Annotated in this window: 22 protein-coding genes and 1 tRNA gene; 8 read left to right on the top strand and 15 right to left on the bottom strand. The window is 34.3% G+C overall.

The genetic code is table 11. The features are described 5' to 3' along the window. Positions 1-288 precede the first annotated feature (288 nt). Together C8C85_RS09240 and C8C85_RS09245 are read left to right on the top strand one after the other, a co-directional pair. Positions 289-2,496 carry a TonB-dependent receptor gene (locus C8C85_RS09240; RefSeq protein WP_116796822.1) on the top strand — a complete coding sequence of 736 codons (2,208 nt, stop codon included), beginning with the start codon at positions 289-291 and terminating at the stop codon, positions 2,494-2,496. 100 nt (positions 2,497-2,596) lie between these two features. Further along, positions 2,597-3,010 carry a hypothetical protein gene (locus tag C8C85_RS09245; RefSeq protein WP_116796823.1) on the top strand — a complete coding sequence of 138 codons (414 nt, stop codon included), beginning with the start codon at positions 2,597-2,599 and terminating at the stop codon, positions 3,008-3,010. 73 nt (positions 3,011-3,083) lie between these two features. On the opposite strand, the gene mtgA is transcribed toward C8C85_RS09245, so the two are convergent. Both mtgA and C8C85_RS09255 read right to left on the bottom strand, forming a co-directional pair. After that, on the bottom strand, positions 3,084-3,830 hold the full coding sequence (gene mtgA / locus C8C85_RS09250; protein ID WP_116796824.1) for a monofunctional biosynthetic peptidoglycan transglycosylase: 747 nt from the start codon (positions 3,828-3,830) through the stop codon (positions 3,084-3,086). Positions 3,831-3,833: 3 nt separating this feature from the next. Next, entirely contained in the window at positions 3,834-4,946 is a 1,113-nt protein-coding gene (locus tag C8C85_RS09255) for an NAD(P)/FAD-dependent oxidoreductase (RefSeq protein ID WP_116796825.1), read from the bottom strand. Between the two features lie 253 nt (positions 4,947-5,199). Here C8C85_RS09255 and C8C85_RS09260 point away from each other — a divergent pair, with 253 nt between their 5' ends. The 3 genes from C8C85_RS09260 (at position 5,200) to C8C85_RS09270 (ending at position 8,914) form a co-directional block, all read left to right on the top strand. Beyond that, positions 5,200-5,613: a hypothetical protein gene (locus C8C85_RS09260; RefSeq protein WP_116796826.1), complete on the top strand. Its 414-nt coding sequence runs from the start codon at positions 5,200-5,202 to the stop codon at positions 5,611-5,613. Between the two features lie 125 nt (positions 5,614-5,738). Further along, positions 5,739-7,667 carry an alpha/beta hydrolase family protein gene (locus tag C8C85_RS09265; protein ID WP_116796827.1) on the top strand — a complete coding sequence of 643 codons (1,929 nt, stop codon included), beginning with the start codon at positions 5,739-5,741 and terminating at the stop codon, positions 7,665-7,667. 50 nt (positions 7,668-7,717) lie between these two features. Next, complete coding sequence (locus C8C85_RS09270) at positions 7,718-8,914, top strand: aminopeptidase C (protein WP_116796828.1); 1,197 nt, start codon at positions 7,718-7,720, stop codon at positions 8,912-8,914. 492 nt (positions 8,915-9,406) lie between these two features. Here C8C85_RS09270 and C8C85_RS09275 read toward each other — a convergent pair whose 3' ends face one another. The 3 genes from C8C85_RS09275 to C8C85_RS09285 form a co-directional block, all read right to left on the bottom strand. Next, positions 9,407-10,522: an alpha/beta hydrolase family protein gene (locus tag C8C85_RS09275; RefSeq protein ID WP_165818110.1), complete on the bottom strand. Its 1,116-nt coding sequence runs from the start codon at positions 10,520-10,522 to the stop codon at positions 9,407-9,409. Positions 10,523-10,679: 157 nt separating this feature from the next. After that, entirely contained in the window at positions 10,680-11,588 is a 909-nt protein-coding gene (locus tag C8C85_RS09280) for a helix-turn-helix domain-containing protein (protein WP_243412093.1), read from the bottom strand. A gap of 494 nt (positions 11,589-12,082) precedes the next feature. Then, positions 12,083-12,532: an RDD family protein gene (locus C8C85_RS09285; protein WP_243412094.1), complete on the bottom strand. Its 450-nt coding sequence runs from the start codon at positions 12,530-12,532 to the stop codon at positions 12,083-12,085. A gap of 390 nt (positions 12,533-12,922) precedes the next feature. On the opposite strand from C8C85_RS09285, the gene C8C85_RS09295 reads away from it, so the two are divergent. Further along, positions 12,923-13,993: an IS110 family transposase gene (locus C8C85_RS09295; RefSeq protein ID WP_116795533.1), complete on the top strand. Its 1,071-nt coding sequence runs from the start codon at positions 12,923-12,925 to the stop codon at positions 13,991-13,993. Positions 13,994-14,406: 413 nt separating this feature from the next. Here C8C85_RS09295 and C8C85_RS09300 read toward each other — a convergent pair whose 3' ends face one another. The 7 genes from C8C85_RS09300 to pdxA form a co-directional block, all read right to left on the bottom strand. Then, positions 14,407-15,027, bottom strand: coding sequence for a hypothetical protein (locus tag C8C85_RS09300; RefSeq protein ID WP_116796833.1), 621 nt, complete (start codon positions 15,025-15,027; stop codon positions 14,407-14,409). A gap of 378 nt (positions 15,028-15,405) precedes the next feature. Continuing rightward, positions 15,406-16,752 (bottom strand): acetyl-CoA carboxylase biotin carboxylase subunit, encoded by a 1,347-nt coding sequence (gene accC / locus C8C85_RS09305; protein ID WP_116796834.1) that lies wholly within the window; start codon positions 16,750-16,752, stop codon positions 15,406-15,408. Between the two features lie 88 nt (positions 16,753-16,840). Beyond that, a complete protein-coding gene (gene accB, locus C8C85_RS09310) occupies positions 16,841-17,320 on the bottom strand; it encodes an acetyl-CoA carboxylase biotin carboxyl carrier protein (protein ID WP_116796835.1) in 480 nt (159 codons plus the stop codon). 22 nt (positions 17,321-17,342) lie between these two features. Beyond that, entirely contained in the window at positions 17,343-18,341 is a 999-nt protein-coding gene (locus C8C85_RS09315) for a beta-ketoacyl-ACP synthase III (protein WP_116796836.1), read from the bottom strand. Positions 18,342-18,513: 172 nt separating this feature from the next. After that, positions 18,514-18,711, bottom strand: coding sequence for a 50S ribosomal protein L32 (rpmF, locus tag C8C85_RS09320; protein ID WP_100432852.1), 198 nt, complete (start codon positions 18,709-18,711; stop codon positions 18,514-18,516). A gap of 9 nt (positions 18,712-18,720) precedes the next feature. Then, positions 18,721-19,269 (bottom strand): YceD family protein, encoded by a 549-nt coding sequence (locus tag C8C85_RS09325; RefSeq protein WP_116796837.1) that lies wholly within the window; start codon positions 19,267-19,269, stop codon positions 18,721-18,723. 84 nt (positions 19,270-19,353) lie between these two features. Continuing rightward, entirely contained in the window at positions 19,354-20,403 is a 1,050-nt protein-coding gene (gene pdxA / locus C8C85_RS09330) for a 4-hydroxythreonine-4-phosphate dehydrogenase PdxA (protein ID WP_116796838.1), read from the bottom strand. A 58-nt stretch (positions 20,404-20,461) separates the two neighbouring features. Between pdxA and C8C85_RS09335 the strand changes: the two genes are divergently transcribed. After that, positions 20,462-21,049 carry a riboflavin synthase gene (locus tag C8C85_RS09335; protein WP_116796839.1) on the top strand — a complete coding sequence of 196 codons (588 nt, stop codon included), beginning with the start codon at positions 20,462-20,464 and terminating at the stop codon, positions 21,047-21,049. A 34-nt stretch (positions 21,050-21,083) separates the two neighbouring features. Here the strand turns inward: C8C85_RS09335 and C8C85_RS09340 are convergent, their stop codons facing one another. From C8C85_RS09340 to mce, 3 genes are all read right to left on the bottom strand, one after another. After that, a complete protein-coding gene (locus C8C85_RS09340) occupies positions 21,084-21,290 on the bottom strand; it encodes a hypothetical protein (protein ID WP_116796840.1) in 207 nt (68 codons plus the stop codon). Positions 21,291-21,688: 398 nt separating this feature from the next. Beyond that, positions 21,689-21,762, bottom strand: a tRNA-Ile gene (locus tag C8C85_RS09345). A gap of 138 nt (positions 21,763-21,900) precedes the next feature. Continuing rightward, positions 21,901-22,302 (bottom strand): methylmalonyl-CoA epimerase, encoded by a 402-nt coding sequence (mce, locus tag C8C85_RS09350; protein ID WP_116796841.1) that lies wholly within the window; start codon positions 22,300-22,302, stop codon positions 21,901-21,903. A 260-nt stretch (positions 22,303-22,562) separates the two neighbouring features. On the opposite strand from mce, the gene rbfA reads away from it, so the two are divergent. Next, a complete protein-coding gene (gene rbfA / locus C8C85_RS09355) occupies positions 22,563-22,955 on the top strand; it encodes a 30S ribosome-binding factor RbfA (RefSeq protein WP_100432845.1) in 393 nt (130 codons plus the stop codon).

Here is a 22,955-nt window from a genome sequence, read left to right on the forward strand (position 1 = left end):
TAGGCTTTATCAGTAAACATTGTTCCTGCTGTCCGCTATATTCCATCTCGTAGAAAAAACGAGCTGGGATGCCGCTTCCATCAGGGCTAAAGAGCCAGCATAGGCCATTTTTTGGAAATAATTTCAATATGAGTCTGGTTTTATTCGGGTTGTTCGTTTTTAAATCAAACATATTTAGAGCTTGCTTTCAAAAGAGATTTTGTCAGTAGTTCTATTATTCACAAAACATTTTCAATCATTAGTTGCCTTTTTGTAAAGGGCTTTGATTGGAACAATACAAACATTCAAATGAAAAGATATATAGTGGCTCTATTACTAGGGCTTACCACATTTTTACACGCACAAAACTCGATAAGTGGAAAGGTAACAGATTCCAAAAATAATCCTTTGGCAGGAGTTGTCGTTGATGCATCCGAATTGCATAAATCAACCAAAACTGATCAAAACGGTAAGTATACTTTAACCGAACTCCCAAGTGGAGATTTAACACTTGTGTTTTCATACGTAGGATTTTCAACCCAAGATAAAAAGATTGAAAAAGTTCAAAATGCCCCAACGCTTGATGTCGTTATGGACGAATTGGCTTTTCAGATGGATGAGGTTATTGTTTCAACTCCTTTTTCCAAATTGCAATCCCAAAATGTAATGAAAGTTGATCGCGAAAGTGTCAAATCAATGCAAGAAAAGGGGAGTGCTACTTTGATTGAAGGCTTGGCGACTATTCCAGGAGTTTCACAAGTTTCAACTGGGACGTCAATCGGGAAACCGGTAATTAGGGGATTGAGTGGCAACCGAGTTTTGGTCTATACACAAGGCGTTCGATTAGAAAATCAACAGTTTGGAGACGAACACGGCTTAGGATTGAACGATTCTGGGGTGGATAATGTTGAGGTCATTAAAGGTCCCGCATCTTTGCTTTATGGTTCGGATGCATTGGGAGGCGTTTTGTTTTTTAATCCCGAAAAATTTGCTTTGGCAAATACTTTTCAAGGGGATTTTGGGCAACGATTGTTTTCAAATACGCTTGGAGCGAGCACAACTTTAGGCTTGAAAACATCTACCGATAATTGGAAATATTTAATACGTGGCGCTTACAACACCCAATCCGATTATAAAATTCCAGATGGTGACCGTGTTACAAATACACGTTTTCAGGAAATGGATTTCAAGGCCGGAATAGGGTATAGCAATGCTAAGTTTTCTAGTATTTTCAGATACAATTACAATAATCTCGATGTTGGAATTCCCGAAGATGGAATTGCTGAGCAAACCACAACCAAGAAAACTACCTTTCCAAAACAAGGTGTTTTCAATAATTTGCTTTCTTTGAATAACACGCTGTTTTTTAGCGATTCAAAATTGGATGTAAATTTAGGTTATATCAAGAATGACCGAAGCGAATTTGAAGACAGTAACGTAGCGATTTTGCATATGATTTTAAACACATTTGATTATAATATCAAATACTATTTGCCAAAAATTGGAAAAGTAGAAAGCATTTTTGGTATCCAAGGAATGTCTCAGGAAAATAAAAATTTGGCTGATGAATTTTTAATTCCAAATGCAACAACAAATGATTTTGGAGTTTTTGGAACCGGGATTTACAATTGGGGTGTGAATTCATTGCAGGGAGGTCTTCGCTTTGATTACCGACACTTAGTTTCCGAAGAACACGGTATTGTTGGTGAGGAAGGATATTTTGAGGCACTCGATAAAAACTATGATAGCTTCAACGCTTCATTGGGTTACAAAACCAATTTTGCCAAGGATTTGTCTTTCCGATTGAATGCTGCAACAGGATTCAGGGCTCCAAATTTGGCGGAGCTATCTTCGAATGGAGTACACGAAGGAACTTTTCGTTATGAAATAGGGAATCCTAGTTTAAAAACCGAGCAAAACCTTCAAACCGATTTGGATTTGGAATATAAAAGCACCCATTTTGAGTTTAGTGTGAGTGGTTTTTACAATCACATAAACGATTACATTTATTCGTCACCGTCTGGAGCAGAAATTGACGGGTTCAATGTATATAACTATATCCAAAATAATGCCAATTTATATGGAGGAGAAGTCGCTTTGCATATTCATCCGCACCCTTTGGATTGGTTGCATATTGAATCCAGTTTTGAAACCGTTACGGGGAAACTGCAAGATGGAGGTTACTTACCTCAAATTCCGGCAAACAATTGGGACAACACCATAAAAACCGATTTTAAACTTGGAAATTGGATTGAAGATGCTTTTGCTACGTTCAATGTTTCGACCACTTTCAGCCAGGATAAAGTAAGTGGTTATGATATTTCTTCGGATGGTTATACTTTGGTGAATATGGGTTTTGGAGGAAAAGTAAAGTTGGGTGAAATGGCATTTGACTTAAATCTAAACGGGAATAATTTGTTCAACAAAACTTACATTCCACATTTATCTCGTTTAGCCACTTCGGGAATACCCAATCTGGGAAGAAACTTTGTTTTAGGAGTTGCTTTTAAGTTTTAAAAGGTTTAAATCTTATGAAATAAAAAACTGCGTTATATCTGTGTAATGCAGTGTTGGGAGTTGTAAAACAGGCTTTTTCAGCTGCAAATAATTATAATAAATGAGAAATTTAATTTTACTGACTATGTTATTATTTTACTGGAATAGTAATGCTCAAAATAAACAAGAAAGGCAGATTGTAATTATAAGAACAGCATCTTATAACGGATGTTTACTGTCTCCCAAATGTATTATTAATAAAAAAGATACCGTAGAGGTAAAATCTAAATCGTTTATAGTAAAAAAAAATGAATCAGATTCTTTGACTATAGAAATACCGTATTTAAATGGTTTACTTAAAAATGAAATAGCATCATACTCGTTTTCAACAAAAGGCCCTATTAACTATTTTGTGTTTAAATACGAATTCCTTCATTCAAAGCCTAGCTTACAAAAGGTTGAGGGAGACGATCTAGTTAAATTAAAAAAGACACCCTACGTAAGGGATAAAATACAGGAATTTAATTTGGAGTAATGATGATTTTAAGCCCTTAATTTTTTAAGTCAAAAAACAACCCCCAATAGTAAATTGCTAATGGGGGTTGTTTTTAATATTCAATCTTTCCGATGTGCCTCATAATCCGAACAATTTTTGTTTTTCTATTGTTGATGTAGGAGGAGGAACTAGTTGCCTTATATTTTCTGGGATTGGGCAGAATGGCTGCGATTCCCGCAGCTTGAACCATTGTCAAGCTTGAAGCATCTTTTCGATACCAATGTTCGGTTGCAGCATAAGCTCCATAAACACCGTCACCCATTTCGATACTGTTGAGGTAAACTTCCATAATTCGTTTTTTGCCCCAAATAGCTTCAATTAAAACTGTGAAATAAGCTTCCAAACCTTTTCGGAGGTAGCTACGGCCTTGCCAAAGAAAAACATTTTTGGCTGTTTGTTGTGATATGGTGCTTCCGCCTTTTATCTTTCTACCTCTTTCATTGCTTTTGTATGCTTTTTGCATAGCAATAAAATCAAAGCCATTATGAGTCAGAAAAGTTCCATCTTCACTGGCAATCACAGCTTTTTGTAAATTCACGGAAATCTTTTCGATTGGTTCCCAATTATGGCTGAAATATATTTCTTTTCCAGCTGCTTTATTTTCAAAATAACGGATCACCATTAATGGGGTGAAAGGAACAGGTACAAATTTAAAAAGCACCACAAAAGAAATTGAAATCCCAAAAAACCACAACAAAGCTTTTAGTAGAAACCATTTTATTTTGGTCATAAAACTTTTGTTATGTTTTTTGGCAGGTGTTTTTTTTGTTGTTTTTTTGGGTGTTATTTTGGTTGCCATTTTTTATGTTAAATCTGCTAGTTCGGTTCCTATTAAACTGCCTATTGCCACTCCCATTCCGCCTAGTCTAACGCCACAATACACGTTTTCAGAGAGTTGGGAAACAATAGGGTTTTTGCTGTTTCCAATGCCCATAATTCCACTCCAGCGGTGTTCAATTCGGACATCTTGATTGGGCAAAATTACTTTTTTTAATAAGTCTTCCAATTTTTTTTGTACAATTTCTGTTTGTCCAAATTCTGTAGTGGTTTCGGTTTCAAAATCCAGATTTCTACCGCCTCCAAGCAGTATGCGATTGCCAATATTCCTGAAATAGTAGTAGCCTCTGTCCAAATGGAAAGTTCCTTTTATGTCTAAATTAGGAATTGGTTCTGTGATTAAAACCTGTGCTCTTGCTGGTTTTACTCCGCCTTTGGTTAGTTCATTGGCAAAACCGTTGGTGGCAAACAATAATTTTTTGGTAGTGAAACTAAAATCTCCAAGTGCAACTTCAACACTATTTTCTTTATCCAAAAAGGAGGTAACGGTTTGTTGGTTCAAAATTAAAATATCTTGCTCAACAGCTTGTTTTAACAAGGCCTGCATCATATTCCCAGTATCAATTTGAGCTTCAAAAGGATTAAAAATCAAATATTCATTGATGTCTCCAAAACCAAATCGGTCAACTTCTTTAGCAAATACATCAGATTTGAAAAGGGGTTTTAAGATTTGATTTATGAACGACAACTTATTAGAACATTCGCTGAAACTGCTTTCATCATCCTTTAAAAACAACTCATAACCACCATAAGGTTTGAAATCTATTGTATTGTCACCAAGACGTTTTCTCAATAATTGTAAGCCGCTCCATCTTTTTTGGATGAGTTGGATAACTTCTTCCTCGGTATGTGTTTTTAAATCTTCTATAATTTCTGAAATACTTCCAAAGCAGGCAAATCCAGCATTTTTGGTACTGGCTCCTTGCGGTAACATTCCTTTTTCGAGTATCAATATTTTGCTTTCAGGGTATTTTTCACGCAAACGTAAGCCTGTATGTAAACCTACAATGCCACTACCCACAATTGTGAAGTCTACATTAGTAAACCAATTTTTTAATTCCCAATAGCTTAGTTGCATTTGACTTTTTTTTATAAAATTAAATAAATTTTCTAGTTTTTGAATACTACTCTTTTGAATATGTTAGTCAATATGGATTATTTTTTTGAAATATTATTTTTAAGGTTAGCAATGTGTTAAGATTTCAAACAATAGGGGTTTGGCATCATAATTGTGTTGTAAAATTAGATATTAAAAAGGGGCATATTCTCTAGATTGCTAGAATAAACTATTGGCTAAGTCAAAATATAATAATAAAATTAAATAATTGGTTATGTTTGAAAATATAGATGAACTTATAGAAGTAAACTTGAAACTGCTATATACATCGAAATCTCAATTTATGATGCGGATCAATTTTAAGGACGAATGCGGTTTTAACTTAAAAAATTCCAAAGTCTTTGCAGAAATTTTAGACCATAAAGGCCTTGTCGTATTAGAAAAAGATCAAGGATTCCGCTGTGATTTAACAGATTTCGGTAAACAGATTTATGAGAGTGGGGGATGGAATAAATATCTGGAAACTGTTGAATCGTTTGCAAAATTCAAGAACATTGTCAATATGGATTCCCAAGTCAAAAAAATTGAACAGTCATTTCTGAAAAAAATAATGATTGCCAGTATCATCGTATTAGTGTTGTGTTTTTTTATCACGCTATTAACGGTTGAAATTTTTAAAACCACTTAGTTTTTTACAACTTTTTTCGGCACTAAAAGGAATCATTTTTTTAAGTTTTTTTTATGTGTCGCCATTTATTCTAATTGATGATTATAATGTTATATTTGAAAACTGAATATGTATTTTAAATAATTATGAGAAAAACAATCCTTTTAATGCTAACTATGATGAGTTTAACTGCAAGTGCTCAAAATGTAATGACTCCAGAATTACTGTGGAAATTAGGACGAATTACTCCTTTAGGAATTTCAAAAGACGGTAAAAATGTTGTTTACAAAGTGTCGACACCTTCAGTCGAAGAAAACAAATCTAGCTCCAAATATTATACTGTTGCAATTAGTGGTGGAACAGCTGTAGAAATTAGGGATACAAAAGATGTTTTGGTTGATAAAAATATTTCTCCTGATGGGAAATACGTAGTTTACAATCAGGAAGTGAAAATTGATAATGTCTTAGGTAAAGACTATTACCCTAATTTAGATAAATCCAACGTTCAAATTTATAATGGCCTTGATTATCGCCATTGGGATACTTGGAACGAAGGTAAATTCAATCACGTTTTTTACAAAGAAAATAAAGAAGGTGCAGAAGGGATTGATATTTTGAAGGGAGAAAACTTTGATAGCCCTCAAAAACCTTTCGGTGGTGATGAAGATTATAATTGGTCTACAGATGGGAAAAGTATAGTATATGTGTGCAAGAAAAAAGCGGGAACTCAATATGCGCTTTCTACAGATACCAATATATATGAGTATAATCTTGAAACTGGAAAAACGAGCAATAGAACTGAAGGGAATTTTGGATATGATACAGCTCCACAATTTTCTCCTTCGGGCGATTTGACTTGGTTGCAAATGAAACGCGATGGCTATGAGGCCGATAAAAACGATTTAATTGTTAGTTTCAAAGGAATGAAAATGAACCTTACTGCCAATTGGGACGGAACAGTAAGTAGTTTCAAATGGAGTAATGATGGAAAAAAAATATATTTTATTGCCCCAATCGATGGAACATTACAGCTTTTTGAAGTTAATTTTCCTGGCTTGACAAAAATTGCAATTACTGTAAAACAAATTACAAAAGGTGATTTTGATGTGCACGATTTGGTTGGTTTCTCAGGAGATGATATAATCGTTACTAGAACCGATATGAATCACGCAGCTGAAATTTTCTCGTATAATTTGAAGAAAAATACTTGGAAACAATTGACTAATGTAAATACTGCGACTTATTCAACATTGGCATTAAGCAAAACCGAAAGACGTTACGTAACAACAACCGATGGGAAAAAAATGTTGGTTTGGGTTATTTTACCACCAAATTTTGATGCCACTAAAAAATACCCAACGCTGTTATATTGCCAAGGTGGACCACAATCTCCTTTAACTCAATCTTATTCGTTTCGTTGGAATTTCCAATTAATGGCTGCCAACGGATATGTAGTAGTAGCTCCAAACCGTCGTGGTATGCAAGGTCACGGGGTAGAATGGAATGAGCAAATTAGTAAAGACTGGGGTGGACAAGTGATGGACGATTATCTTTCGGCTATTGATGATGTTGCCAAAGAAAGTTATGTTGACAAAGCTCGTTTGGGTTGTGTTGGTGCTAGTTATGGTGGATATTCTGTGTTTTATTTGGCAGGAATCCACAACAATAGATTCAAAACATTTATTGCCCACGATGGGGTTTTCAACACTCAAAGTATGTTTGGAACTACCGAAGAAGTTTTCTTCAACAACTGGGATTTTGGTGGACCTTACTGGGAAAAAGACAATGCAGCTGCACAAAAAGCGTACACAAAATTCAATCCTATAAACAATGTTCAAAACTGGAACACACCAATTTTGATTATTCAGGGTGGAATTGATTACAGAGTACCAATCGGACAAGGTCAAGAAGCTTTTCAAGCGGCACAGATACGCGGAATAAAAAGTAGATTCCTTTATTTTCCAGAAGAAAACCACTGGGTTTTAAAGCCTCAAAACGCTTTGGTTTGGCAAAAAGAGTTTTATAAATGGCTTAAAGAAACCTTATTAATTAATAATTCAGTAACAGAAATGTAACAAAATATGCTTTTTTGTTACATATTACAAAACCTTAACCAATTTTAAAGATGTATAAATTACCAATCAAATCGTTTCTTATCGCAACTACTTTAGTTGTTGGTATGAATACGATGACTGCTCAAGATGGATTAGTCAATTCATTGAAAGTAAATGTTAGCGAAAAAAGCGCAGAAAGTTTCAAGTTTACAGATGTAATTAATCTGGCTAATACTTCCATTAAAAACCAAGGGTCTTCAGGGACTTGTTGGAGTTATTCTACCAATTCCTTTTTAGAATCTGAAATGATTAGAATGGGAAAACAGCCCGTAGAATTATCACAAGTTTTCTCTGCTCGAAATGCTTATGTTGAAAAAGGAAAAAATTACGTACGTATGCATGGAGCTGTTACGTTAGGTGACGGTGGAGAATTGCACGACGTGACTAATATGTACAAAAAATACGGTGCTGTACCTCAAGAAGTGTATACTGGTTTGAACTATGGTACTTCAAAAAATAAGTTTGCTGAAATGGCTTCTTTGACCGAAGCTATGTTGGCTGCTGTTGTAAAGAATCCAAACGGGGAATTAACTCCTAATTGGGAAAAAGCATACGCTGCAGTTATTGATTCTTATTTAGGGCAAGTTCCAGAGAATTTTACATACAAAGGAAAAAGCTATACACCACAAACATTTGCTAAGGAAGTAGTGGGAATCAATCCAGATGAATATGTTGAATTTGCATCTTATGCTAACGTTCCGTTGTATACAAAAACAATGATGATGGTTCCTGATAACTGGTCATTTGATTTGGTTTACAATGTAAAAATGAATGATATGACGACTATCATCGATAATGCATTGAAAAACGGTTATACAGTAGCTTGGGCTTCGGATGTGAGTGAGAAAAGCTTTAGTTGGAAAAATGGCGTAGCTTATGTTCCAACCAAAAAGTATGATGAAATGACTGCTGAAGAAAAAGAAAATATGTTCAATGGTCCAAAACAAGAATTGGAAATCACTGAAGAAATTCGTCAAAAAGCATTCGATAATTATCAAACTACAGATGATCACGCGATGCATATTGTAGGTATTGCCAAAGATCAAATGGGGAAAGAGTACTATATTGTAAAAAACTCTTGGGGAGCGACCAATGACTATAAAGGTTATTTGTATGTAACTAAGAATTTTGTAAAATACAAAACGACTTCATTGATGGTTAATAAAGGTGCTGTTCCATCTGATATTGCTAAGAAAATAGGAGCATAATTTTTGCCTCTTTCAATATGAAAAGCCTGTCTTGATTAATTTCACGACAGGCTTTTTTATTGGAATACACGGAGTTTTATTATTGATTTGGAGCAGAAAGATTAGGATTTTTTGGAAGCATAGGTCCCGCTTTTCGTTTCAATCCCCGCCCAAAAGCGGGGGATTTCCACTGCAATCGGGACTAAGGGGAGAGATTTCGCTTTTTTTGCAATGAATACTACTGCACAAACTAAGTCATTGCGAGGTACGAAGCAAACTCATTTCGGATATACGTCCCAATAATGATTTATTATAGGTTTTTGTTAGTGGGATTGCTTCGTTCCTCGCAAAGACACAAAGTTGATAGCGTGGATTTGCCACCGGAGTCCTGCTAAAAAGCGGGACGAACAGACAAAGCAAATCATCCTAATACAAAGTCAACTTTCCTTTAAACCAAATGCCAAAATCTTGCTAAACCGCTATTGTATCCAGTACTTGATTTTTATTTTTAATTTACAAAGTTTTTATACTTTTAAATATTTTATATTGTGCTTCTACAACTGATTGATTAAAACCATGAGCCGCTTTTGGTAACAAATAATATTCTTTTTTAGGTGCTTGAATTTTGTCAAAATATTTTTTTGAGTTTTCTTTTGGCGTCATAATATCTTCATTGCCTTGTATTAGATATACCGGAATTTTAAATTCTAAATTGTCTCTCATTAAGTTAATGGTTGCAATTATTGATTGAACTCCTAATTTATCATCGCCAACATAATTTACAAACGAATAATCGTCTCCATCTTCTCTGTTTTTATTATCTATGTCGTTGTTGTAATCAGGAGAAAGTTGAAACCAATTGTCTGGAGCAGGAGTTGAATTTGCTCTTTCATATTTCTTTAAAATTCTAAATAATAAGCCTGCATTTTTTGCTCTGCTATAAGGCGGTTTGCCTATAGAATTTAATATGTCAAGAGCTTCTTTGTCATTTCTGTCTTCAGCCATTTTATAAATTTTAGAGTAAAATTCTATATCAATACTAGGATTGACAATTTGAGAATGTCCAACATAAGCATAAAAAAGATCTGGTTGTTTTGTAACTATTTTTACTCCAAGAGCAGAACCCCATGATGTTCCGGCAAGAATGATTTTTTGTTTTCCTAAATGTTTCAAAAGATATTTTGAGACTTCAACTCCATCGCTAGTCATTTGTTCAAGCGTTAAAGGATTAGCTTTTAAATATTCCGGGGTTAATTCCTCAGGAGGTGTGTTGCGGCCATAAGTTCTTCCAGCTCCTCGTTGATCCCATTGGACAATGATAAAATCCTTTTCTAAATCTTTATATAAAACATCAATGTAAGGACTTATTGTACTTCCTGGCCCTCCGTGAATAAACAAAATAATAGGTTTTGAACGGTTCCCTTTTATGGTAACCCATTGTTCTATTCCATTTATTAAAACGTATTTTTCTTCAGAAATTTGATTTTTTAGGTCAGAATCTTTTAAGATAATTTCAGTTTGTGGGTTTGCAGATGCCAACTGAGTGTTATTGCCTTTTGAGTTTTCTTTTAATTGTGCTAAAGACAAAAAAGGGACAAGGAATAAAATAAATAAGGATGTAATTTTCATGAGTTCAAATTTTTTAATTGTTTGTATTAATTTGAAACAAAATTGCATTATAAGCTGAACGTTGGCGACCGAATGAAAAAAGTCGAACCAATTTGCAGTAATTAAATTGGTTCGACTTTATTTTAGTAACGTTCGCCTTTTTACAAAGCCTTTATAATTAGGAGTTTCTGAACTCTGTAGGTGTTTGATTGGTGTACTTTTTGAAAGCAGTATTAAAAGACGATTTCGAATTAAAACCCACTTCATAAAGAATTTCTAAAATAGTAAGCTTATTTTTAGACGGGTCTTTTAAAATTCGCATCGCCTTTTGTATTCGATATTCATTTATAAAATCAAAAAAATGTTGATTCATATGATGATTAATCAAAACAGATAGATCACGAACAGGAATGTTAACTTGTTTAGCTAATTCTTGTATCGTTAATGAGGGCTCGAGAAACGGTTCGTTTTCTAAAACATACTTTTTTACAAGTTCGATTTGAGAAGCAATTTCTGCCGATTTTGGAGTCTCTACTAATTCTTTTTCTGTTGAAATAACTACTTCATTTACCAATAGCATATTTGAGTCAACACCTTTAAAAAGATCAGGATTGTTTAGGGCCTTTAATACAAACCAACAACTTATAAGTAGTGCAATAGTTCCAATAATTACATTTGATGAGTTAAGAAAGACATTGTAATCTGTATACCTTATTGCCGATTTGAATAAAACAATACAATGGGCAATTAGAAAAAACATAGTCATTTGAAACAACCATTTGTACGATGAGTTATTTGTATTGGTATAATTCTCTAAGTAAATTTCTTTGTATTTTTTTAAAATTACAAATACCAAAACAATATAAAAAGCATATTGTAGTTCCCCTAATATATAAAAAAAACGTATTTCTAACATTTGCTTAAAGTGCTCATAAATGTAGATGCTTTCGATGGAAGTTGCTAAATAAAGCCTTGGAATAAAGACCAAATTTGCAATTACAAACGGAATTAATAGCGTTAAATGTTTTGGTTTTAATCGAAAATCTGAATGACAAACTGCTTTTACATACAAGTAGAATATTGGCATAATTAGCAAACTAATTGTCATTCTAAAAAGCTCAAAATTTAAATTGGTCTCAAAATATTTTTCGGTAAAAAAGCTACTTAAATCAAATGCTGTAAGCAGAAGAAAACTAGCAAAAAGCCTATTTGAAAGTTTATTTTTTGTGTTTACGGTTAACAAAAAAAAGGCAAGAAGTAACATTATAAAAATGGTAATCGTACTAATATTGTTTAAAAAGGTGGGTTTATCCATTTAGTTTTTTTGTTGTGCCTATCATCACAATCTATAATTAAATTCGAAAATTGTTTCTGTAATAAAAATTTGTTATTCCTCTCATTTCGTATTGCCTACGTTCTCTGGTAATCAGCGGGTTTGGGACTAAATTAAGCCCATTATTCGGATTTTCCACCCGAGCGATAGCGAACAGGCGAAGCAAATCATTCAAAACACAAAACCAACTTTCCCTTAAGCCTAATGCCCAAATCCGTTGTAGCATCTGTTAACTGTAGCTTGTTTTACTAAGGTCTTATTCTTTGGTCAAATAAAAGTATAAATACAATTACCCAAACTATAGAAATCAAAAGTGTTAATTTTGCCTCCTTGTCAAATTTCGTATTTTTTATTTCTACTAATATTAATTCTGGGTCTGTTGATTCAATTTCAATTAAACTTGTCCCTGCTATTATATCTCCAAGCCTTCTTTTAGGATTTACTAATAAAAAAATTATTTCTATCATCCATATTGGAGCTGTAATATTTCTTAACATACATTTCAGTTTACTTGCTTGTTCATTTGTCTTTACATCAACTACTTTAAAACCTAAAAGTCTGTGAACAGCACTTTGTCCTCCAAAGAAATCTTTATTAATTAAAGCTATCATCATTAAGCTGAATGATATTGAAAAAATAATGTCTATCCATACAAAATTAGCTTGATTTGGATTACCGAAACTAATTTTCGGAATCATTGAGATAATTAATATTGGAAAAAATATTACAGGTATATTCCACATTTCAAGAATTAACGATTTAAATCGTTTGTTCCATTCTAGAAGCGAAAAATTACTTTGCAAATACATTTTCACAAATCGATTAAACATTAAAAACTTCAATATCCTCATTATTTTAAAAATTTTCTTTGATGTCTATTGGTGGTTTCGTTGTTGTCGGCGGTTTCGGCGGTTTCAAGTTACAGTTAACGTCTTGGCACTACAGCGGGTTTGGGACTAAATTAAGCCCTATTTTCGGATTTGCCAAAACATCGCAAATACAAAACCATTTTTCCATTAAGCCAAATGCCCAAATCCGTTGTAGCATCTATGTAAAAGCATAACTTAGAATTACTAAAAACAAAGATTATGCAATTACAAGATGCCTTAATAAAACCAAAGATATTCATTGGTTTAGATATTCACAAAAAAAGCTGGACAGTTTCCATTCAAACTGATTTGTTCTTTCACAGAACGTACTCGATGCCTTCCGTTGCCGAGGATTTATTTCAATATGTGGAGCAAACATTTCCTGATTACGAAGTGGATTTAGTTTATGAAGCAGGCTGTTGCGGGTTTTGCGCCGCCCGCTATTTTTTAAACTTAGGTTGGAGTGTTTTGGTTGTCAATCCATCCGATGTCAAGACAGGAGACAAGGAACGATATCAAAAAACAGACGCCTTAGATTCGAGAAATCTGTCCAATCAATTAAAGGCGGGTGTTCTGCGGGGAGTTTATATTCCTACTGAAGAACACGAACAGTTTACGACTTTGGCCCGTCATAGAACCCAAGTCACCAAGAAACTCCGACAAAGCAAATTGCATATTAAAAGTATGTTGCTCTTTCATGGCATAACAATACCTCAAGAGTTTGATAATTCAAATTGGAGCAAAGATTTTATTGTCTGGCTAGAAAATATAAAATTCAGCAATACTTGTGGAGAATTGGCTTTGCAGGGCAAAATACGGATGTATAAATTTATCAAGTCAGAGTATTTGGAAATTGCGAATCAAATGCGTGCTCATTGCCGAAAGACCCATAAGAAAGATTATAATCTCTTGAAGAGCATTCCAGGAATTGGGGGTTATCTGGCAAGCGTGATTCTGGCCGAGTGTGGTGATTTGCGCCGATTCAATAACGAGGGACAATTCAGCTCTTACATCGGATTGGTTCCTGGGATTTATAATAGCGGCGGTTCGGAAAAGTGTTTGGGAATAACTCCCAGAAGCCGTTCACAATTACGGAGTTATTTAGTGGAAGCCGCCTGGGTTGCCATTAGAAAAGATACCGAAATGCAAAACTATTACCGCAAACATCAAGGCAAGAACGTAAAGAGTATCATCATTAAAATAGCCCATAAAATGGCACGAAGAATACTCTCGGTCATTAAAACGGAAACACCCTATCAAATCAATAGAAATTTAGTGTTAGAAAAATAAAAACAACCTTCTTAAAAAGCTCAATTATAACAGAAGATAGACTGCAAAACAGCTAAGGTGGTTCTATAAAACGAAGCCACATTTTGTAGCAGGCAGCTATTTTTTATTCTTACAATCATACAGATGCTGGTGGTCTCGTTCTGAAAACGAGAACCACATATAGGAGTGTGAGCCTTAAGAATTTTAAAAAGAAAGACTATGAAATAAAAGAGACATGAATTCCTGGCATTATTGAAAAAGTTAGAATAACTTTTTCAGTCCAAGCCTTCGGCGGACAAAAAGTTGTTTCCAACTTTTTCAACAAGCCGCTGGTATGGAATTCTATACTCGAAAAATAACCGACATATAACCCTCTCAAAAGTTGTGAATAACTTTACGATGCTTTACATAGGAGTGGCTGTTAGCAGATGGCTTTATTTCTTCAGTTCCACTTCGCCTTTAAAATACTTCGATTCAGAATATATTTTCAAGCCTAAAATTTTCCATTCTAAAGTTCCTGAAACATTATAAAAGCATTTATTATCTGTTTTAGATTTTTCGATACTAACATTTTCAACATTCCAATTAGTTCCACTAACAAATCCGCTTCTATTAGTTTGTGCGGAAATTGGTTTGTTTTCATTTTCGCCAAACATTATAGACATTCCAATTGTAGTTGCTAGATTTTCTTCAAGTATAATTCTAGTCGAAAATGTATTTCCTTTAAACGTATTTTGCTTAATAGTTGGATTTTGTAAGTCAAAAATTTTGCTTTTACTCTCTTCATCGCTAGGTTTTGCAATAAAAGATAGTAATCCCAAAACAAAAATTAAAGAGGCAAATATTCCTAATTTTTCTTTAATAACTTTAGTTGATTTAAAGCAAATAATTACAAAATAAATTAAGATTGCAATATTTATTAATCCCCAAATTAGTTCTAGCATAATTTCTATGTTGTAATTAGTGTTCAGTTTTTTCAAGCTATCTGCTAACTTATTTATATGTGTGACAAAATTACTCCAATCCACCCTAATTTTGGTAGCTTTGTCTGACAAACATACCGTTTATTTTTTAAATAGAATGGATTTCAAATCAATTCTGGTGTAATTTATTGCTTCCGTTCGTGCCTTTTCTGTTTGGCATTAAAACCTTTCTTAATAATTGGCAAATCATACCTAACAGGTTAAAGAAAACGGGTTAGAATAACTAAACATCTAGTGTTTCGGTAATGCCGCGTGAAGGATAGTAGCAAGCTACCGAAGTACCGCGGATAGCCTGACAGCAGCTAGAAAAAGGGCAATGACGACAAAGTATATAGCCCTTTTTCTAGATGGTGGCACGCCATAATACTTTTTAAAGAGAATTGTTCTGGTTGGTATAAGGCCAAAAAAAATCCCATTCTGTTGAGAATGGGATTGAATATTTGAATTAATTTATTCGGGGTCATTCATTTTGAAATCGTCCATGAAGGCAGTGGTGTAATCCCCTGCGATGTATCTGGCATCATCCATCAACTGTCTGTGGAATGGAATGGTAGTTTTGATACCTTCGATTACGAATTCGTCTAATGCTCTTCTCATTTTACTGATAGCTTCTTCACGAGTTTGGGCTGTAGTAATTAATTTGGCAATCATCGAATCGTAATTTGGCGGAATCGTATAGCCTGAATACACGTGTGTATCAAGACGTACTCCATGACCACCTGGCATATGTAGCGTAGTGATTTTTCCTGGAGACGGTCTGAAGTCGTTATAAGGATCTTCAGCATTGATACGGCATTCGATAGCATGCAATTGTGGAAGATAGTTTCTACCGGAAATTGGCACACCGGCAGCTACTAGGATTTGCTCACGGATTAAGTCATAATCAACAACTTGTTCTGTAATAGGGTGCTCTACTTGGATACGAGTGTTCATTTCCATGAAGTAAAAGTTTCTGTGTTTGTCAACCAAAAATTCTACAGTTCCAGCACCTTCGTATTTTATGTATTCTGCTGCTTTTACAGCTGCTTCGCCCATTTTTGTACGCAATTCGTCGGTCATGAAAGGAGAAGGAGTTTCCTCGGTCAATTTTTGATGACGACGTTGAACAGAGCAGTCTCTTTCTGAAAGGTGACATGCTTTACCGTATGAATCACCAACAACTTGGATTTCGATATGACGTGGCTCTTCAATTAATTTTTCAAGATACATTCCGTCGTTTCCGAAAGCGGCTGCTGATTCTTGACGCGCACCTTCCCATGCTTTTAGTAAATCTTCTGGAGCCCAAACAGCTCTCATTCCTTTACCTCCACCACCGGCAGTTGCTTTTAACATTACAGGATATCCAAATTTATTGGCTAATTCTGCTGCTTGTTCAAAAGATTCTAAGATTCCAACTGAACCTGGTACACAAGGAACTCCAGCTTCGATCATCGTGGCTTTTGCAGAAGCTTTATCACCCATTCTGTCAATCATTTCTGGAGATGCACCGATGAATTTTATATTGTGTTCTTGACAAATTTTAGAAAACTTTGCGTTCTCAGAAAGGAATCCGTAACCAGGGTGAATTGCATCTGCGTTTGTGATTTCGGCAGCGGCAATAATATTGGACATCTTTAAATAAGATAGGTTACTTGGAGGTGGTCCGATACAAACGGCCTCATCAGCAAATTTCACGTGCAAGCTTTCGGCATCTGCAGTAGAATAAACAGCTACCGTTTTGATACCCATTTCTCTACAAGTTCGAATGACACGTAGTGCTATCTCTCCTCTATTTGCTATTAGTATTTTTTTAAACATCTTCTTGAAATTGTAAATTATAATTTATAAATTTTAAATTATTTGAATGAGATAAATTCATCATTCAAAATTCATCATTCAAAATTTCTTATGATGGATCTACTAAGAATAAAGGTTGGTCAAATTCTACTGGAGACATATCGTCTACCAATATTTTTACAATTTTACCAGATATTTCAGATTCAATTTCATTGAATAATTTCATCGCTTCAATAACACAAAGAACATCACCTTTAGCAATTGTTTTACCCACTTCAACAAACATTGGTTTGTCAGGAGAAGGCTTTCTGTAAAAAGTACCAATAATTGGTGATTTTATAGTAACATAATGTGCGTTTTCTACTACTGGAGCTTCTGGGGCAGCAGCAACAGGAGCTATTTGTTGTGGAGCGGCAGCTTGAGGAAGAGCGTTTTGTACAGGTAATTGTTGTACATAAGTTGCTTCGGTAACGTTTCCTTCTAAAGTAGTTCTGATGGTGATTTTAACATCATCCATTTCTAATTTTACTTCTGCAACACCTGAATTTGCTACAAATTTGATTAGATTTTGAATTTCTTTTAAATCCATAATTATTTCTTTTTAGTTTATTTTATTTTTTATCGTAAGCCCAAGTTAGGTAAATGGATCCCCAAGTAAAACCGCCGCCAAAAGCAGCGAAAATGATAGTGTCTCCTTTTTTGAAAACATGTTCAAAATCGTATAGTACTAAAGGTAATGTAGCCGAAGTTGTATTTCCATATTTTTCAATATTCATCAATACTTTGGCATCTTCTAAGTTCATTCGATGAGCTGTAGCGTCAATAATACGTTTGTTAGCTTGGTGTGGTACTAACCAATTCACATCTTCATTAGTCAAATTGTTTCTTTTAAGAATCAATTCACTTGCATCTGCCATATTGGTAACCGCATATTTAAAAACGGTTTTTCCATCTTGAATGATATTGTGCTTGTTGTCATTTACGGTTTCCATAGTTGTTGGAAGAAGGGAACCTCCAGCTGGAATTTTCAAGAAATCACGACCAACACCATCACTTCGTAAGTATTCATCTTGTAAGCCGTAACCTTCATAATTTGGTTCAAACAAAACAGCTCCTGCGCCATCTCCAAAAATAATGCAAGTTGCTCTGTCTTTATAATCTACAATTGAAGACATTTTATCGGCACCTATAAGTAGCACTTTTTTGTATCTTCCAGATTGGATATAAGCAGCTGCTGTTGACATTCCGTAAAGGAAGCTAGAACAAGCGGCTTGTAAGTCATAAGCGAATGCATTTGTTGCTCCAATTGCGGTTGCTACATATACACCTGTAGAGGCTACTGGCATGTCTGCAGTTGCAGTTGCCATTAAAATTAAATCTATCTCGAGAGGGTCAATGTTTGCTTTTGCTATTAAATCTTCTGCAGCTTTTATAGCAAGAAAAGAAGTTCCTTTATCGGCATCTTTCAGTATTCTTCTTTCTTTAATTCCGGTGCGTGTGGTTATCCATTCATCATTTGTATCGACCATAGTTTCGAGAACTTTGTTTGAAAGAACAAAGTCCGGAACATAACCACCAACTGCGGTAATTGCGGCTGTAATTGTACTCATTATATGCGATTATTTATTGCCAAATGTTGCCATTTGCAAAATTTTTAAAAGTCTCTAAAATTACAATAAAAAAACTAAACTAATAGTTTTAAGTTTTCTTATTTAAGGAAATTATAAACAACAAAAAAAACTCTCACGAAGTGAGAGTTCCAGTATTATTTACAAAAACGTATTAAGCAAGAGCTACGACAGATTTATCGATAACAACTTGTCCTCTGTAGTACATTTTTCCTTCATGCCAGTAAGCTCTGTGGTATAAATGTGCTTCTCCAGTAATTGGACATGTGGCGATTTGAGCTACAGTAGCTTTGTAATGTGTTCTTCTTTTGTCTCTTCTAGTTTTCGAGATTTTTCTCTTTGGATGTGCCATTTTACTATATTATTTATCCGTTAATAGTTGCTTTAATTTGTCCCAACGTGGGTCTATATTCTCTTCTTTTTCTTCTTCTTTTTCTTTCTTCTGCTCTTTAATTGTCAATTCTTTCAGTTTCGTCAAAGCTTCTGTGTTTAAACTGCCATCCTTTATTCCTGGATGCACCCTTCTTAAGGGTATTGAAAGTACAATCATCTCATATATATATTGAGTGATGTCTATTTCAAATTCTCCGAAAGGCAATATTAACAACTCTTCATTGTCATTATTATAACTATCTCCAAATCGAACAATTAATTTTATTTTACCTTTAATTGGTAAATCAAAATCTTCGCTTGTAAGATCGCAAGGTACGTTGACGGTTCCTTGATGTTTGAAGCTAATCTCTAATAAGTTGCTTTTTTTGTCTAAAACTACATTTACTTTGATGTCTGAATTTTGAAATTCGTTATAATCAAAGATTTCAAAGAACGCATTATTAATTTGATACTCAAATTTGTGTTTCCCTAGCTTCAATCCTACGAAAGGAATTACATATTCTTTTGTCTTGCTCATTTCAACAACAATTTGCCCTAAACTTCGGGAGTGCAAAGATATAAAATAATTGGAAATCTAATAATGTTATTCACCTTTTTTTGTTTATAACTGTTTTTCTTTTGTTTTTAAAGGCTTCTCGCTGATTTCCGCGTATTGATTTCTTGAATTATACACATCAATAGCAAGATAAACAGCCTCTTTGAAAGAATTATAGTCGGCTATATTTTTTCCGGCAATATCATAAGCAGTTCCATGATCTGGGGAAGTTCTTATTTTGTTCAACCCAGCGGTATAGTTTACTCCATTGCCAAATGATAATGTTTTGAAAGGTATTAAGCCTTGATCGTGATAGGTTGCAATAACAGCATCATATTTTTCATATTGATTGCTGCCGAAGAAACCGTCTGCTGGGAAAGGGCCAAAAACTAAAGTTCCTTTTTCGAATAATTTTTTCAATGCGGGTTTCAATACAGTGTCATCTTCGGTTCCAATAACTCCGCCATCTCCGCAATGTGGATTAAGTCCCAATACGGCAATTTTGGGTTTGTTGATGCTAAAATCCTGAATCAAAGTTTGATTGATGGTTTCGATTTTCTTAAAGATTAACTCTTCGGTTAAATGTGAAGCCACTTCATTAATAGGAATGTGATCTGTTAATAAACCAACTCTTAGGTTGTCTTGCACCATTAGCATTAGGGCATCACCTTCTAGTTCTTGGTTTAAATAATCAGTATGTCCTGGGAATTTGAACTCTTCTGATTGAATGTTGTATTTATTTATAGGTGCTGTGACCAATACGTCTATAACGCCTTCTTTTAGTGCTTTGGTGGCGGCTACGAATGATTTTATAGCATATTCACCTACTTTTTCATCATTTGTTCCAAGGTTTAAATCAATTCCTTCTCTCCAAAGATTGAAGACGTTGACTTTGCCGATCACAATTTGATCCAATTTGTCGATACCGTGTAAGGCGACAGTGGATTCAAAATTCTTTCTGACGAACGAAAGTATCTTTACGTTGGCAAAGATAACAGGAGTACATAATTCTAACATGCGAGAGTCTTCGAATGTTTTTAGAATGACTTCGCTTCCAATACCGTTTAAATCTCCTATTGAAATTCCTACGATTATATTTTCTGCTTTTTTCATAATGTCCTCTAGTTATTTATTGCTAATTTTGAAGTGCAAATTTAGTAAAATAAAATAAGAAATGTTTACAGGAATTATTGAAACACATGGGATTGTCCAAGAAGTTAAAAAAGAGCAGGATAATATTCATGTTACTGTTGAATCTTCGATAACAGGAGAGTTGAAAATCGATCAGAGTGTTGCTCATAACGGAATATGCTTAACAGTGGTTGCCATAGAAGGGCATCATTATACGGTTACTGCAATAGGGGAAACTATAAATAAGACCAATATTTCAAGTTGGAAGGTAGGGGACAGTGTTAATCTGGAAAGAGCGATGAAATTAGGGGATCGCCTGGATGGGCATATTGTACAAGGTCATGTCGACCAGATAGGTACTTGTGTTTTGGTTAGAGAAACTAATGGAAGTTGGTTTTATACCTTTGAGTATGATTCTGCTTTGCAAAATATTACAATAGAAAAAGGTTCTATTACAGTAAATGGGGTTAGCTTGACTGTAGTGGATTCAGGTAAAAGTAATTTTAGCGTAGCAATTATACCTTATACACATGAACATACTAATTTTAATTCGTTTGTTGTTGGAACCAAAGTAAATTTGGAATTTGATGTAATTGGGAAGTATGTTTCCAGGTTATATGGGAATAAATAAACTGCAATTTAGCTGGTATAAAAAAAGCGTCAATTTAAATTGACGCTTTTTTGTTTTGAATGTGTTTGTAAATGATATAGAAACCAAATAGCAAGGCTATAAATAGTAAAATATTGATATTTTCATTAATTGGTAAATCTGGTGGGATTTCTTCTGGAGGAGGTGGGTCATCGCAATATCCGCTTACTCCTGTAAGGAGGAGTAAAATGCAGAGTAAAAATTTATTTTTGATAATTTTCATAAATTTATATAAAGTAATAAATCATTTTTATTAAATAATAAAAGAACTTTTTTGATTTAAAACTCCTAACACTATATAAATAATTTAATGCCGCGAAGTTATAGATATATTTTTTGAGAGACAAACGATAATTCTATAAAATGATACTTTTGACGTTAAAATTAACTTTATTAAGCTAAAGTTAATCTAATACTTACAAAAAAACAAGGTAGATCTTGTTTGTAACCTTGGGGTGATTACTACAACTAAGTTACTGTTTTTTTTGTACTTATGATATTTTCTAGTCAGGATTACGATGAATTGTATGTTTTTGTGGTTAAAGTGTATAAGAGAAGGATCTTTGTGGATTCTAAAAAAAAATAAACCCCTCAATATCAATCGATATGAGGGGTTTATTGTGGTCCCACCTGGGCTCGAACCAGGGACCACCTGATTATGAGTCAGGTGCTCTAACCAGCTGAGCTATAGGACCGGTTAAGAGTTTGCAATATTACTACAATTATTTTATTACTACAAGTATTTTAAGAGTAGATTTTCGGATAGTTTAATGACTAGGGGGAATCTGTTTTGAAAATGACTGATTATGAATTGAGTAAATTATGGATTTTTTTTATTTTATTTCTTGACATAGTTCAATTAATACGCCATTGGTGCCTTTTGGGTGCAAAAAAGCGACTAGTTTATTGTCGGCTCCTCTTTTTGGGGTTTCGTTTAGGACGGTGAATCCTTCTGATTTGAGACGTTCGATTTCGGAAAGGATGTCTTCTACATCAAAAGCGATGTGGTGGATTCCTTCTCCTTTTTTTTCGAGGAACTTGGCTATAGGACTTTCTGGATTGGTGGCTTCGAGGAGTTCTATTTTGTTGGGGCCATTCATGAAGAAGGAAGTTTTTACGCCTTCGCTGGTGACTTCTTCTTGTTTGTAGGCTGGTGCACCGAATAGTTTTTCGAATAACAAATTGGATACTTCAAGGTTTTTGACTGCGATGCCAATGTGTTCTATTTTTCTCATTGTGTGATGGTTTGTGTTTTTTATTTTTTTTGAATTGTTCCCAAAAAAGGACTATTGTTTGTCTTTAGCCCTGATGGAAGTGGCATCCCATCTCGTTTTTTCTGCGAGATGGAATATAGCGGACAGCAGGAACTTTGCCTCCTGAAAAAGCCTAATCTTTCGCTTTTGATTCTGCTCCCAAATCATAAAACAAATATAAAAAACTTTATGAGTTTCTGACTTTGTAAGGTTGTCTCTCAAAAAATTAGTATTTTTGCACTATGGAAACAAATAGACAGAAAAAAATAGGCGGGGTTATCCAAAAAGATTTGGTTGATATTTTGCAAGGTGAAGTGAGAAAAAATGGAATTACGAATTTGATAATTTCAGTATCCAAAGTTGTCGTGACTACAGATTTGTCTGTGGCCACGGTGCATTTAAGTATTTTCCCTCAAGAAAAAGCAGCGGAAACATTGGTAGGGATTAAGGCTAATTCGACTTTGATTAAACACGATTTATCTCAAAGAGTACGTTTGCAATTGCGTAAAGTGCCTAATTTGGTTTTCTTTATTGATGATTCTTTGGATTATATTGAGAAGATTGACAACGCCTTGAAAAATCAAGAAAATCCAATTGAGAATAGAGATTTGTTGGACAAACGCAGATTTCAATAA

Source organism: Flavobacterium sp. 103, assembly GCF_003096795.1.
Classification (GTDB): domain Bacteria; phylum Bacteroidota; class Bacteroidia; order Flavobacteriales; family Flavobacteriaceae; genus Flavobacterium.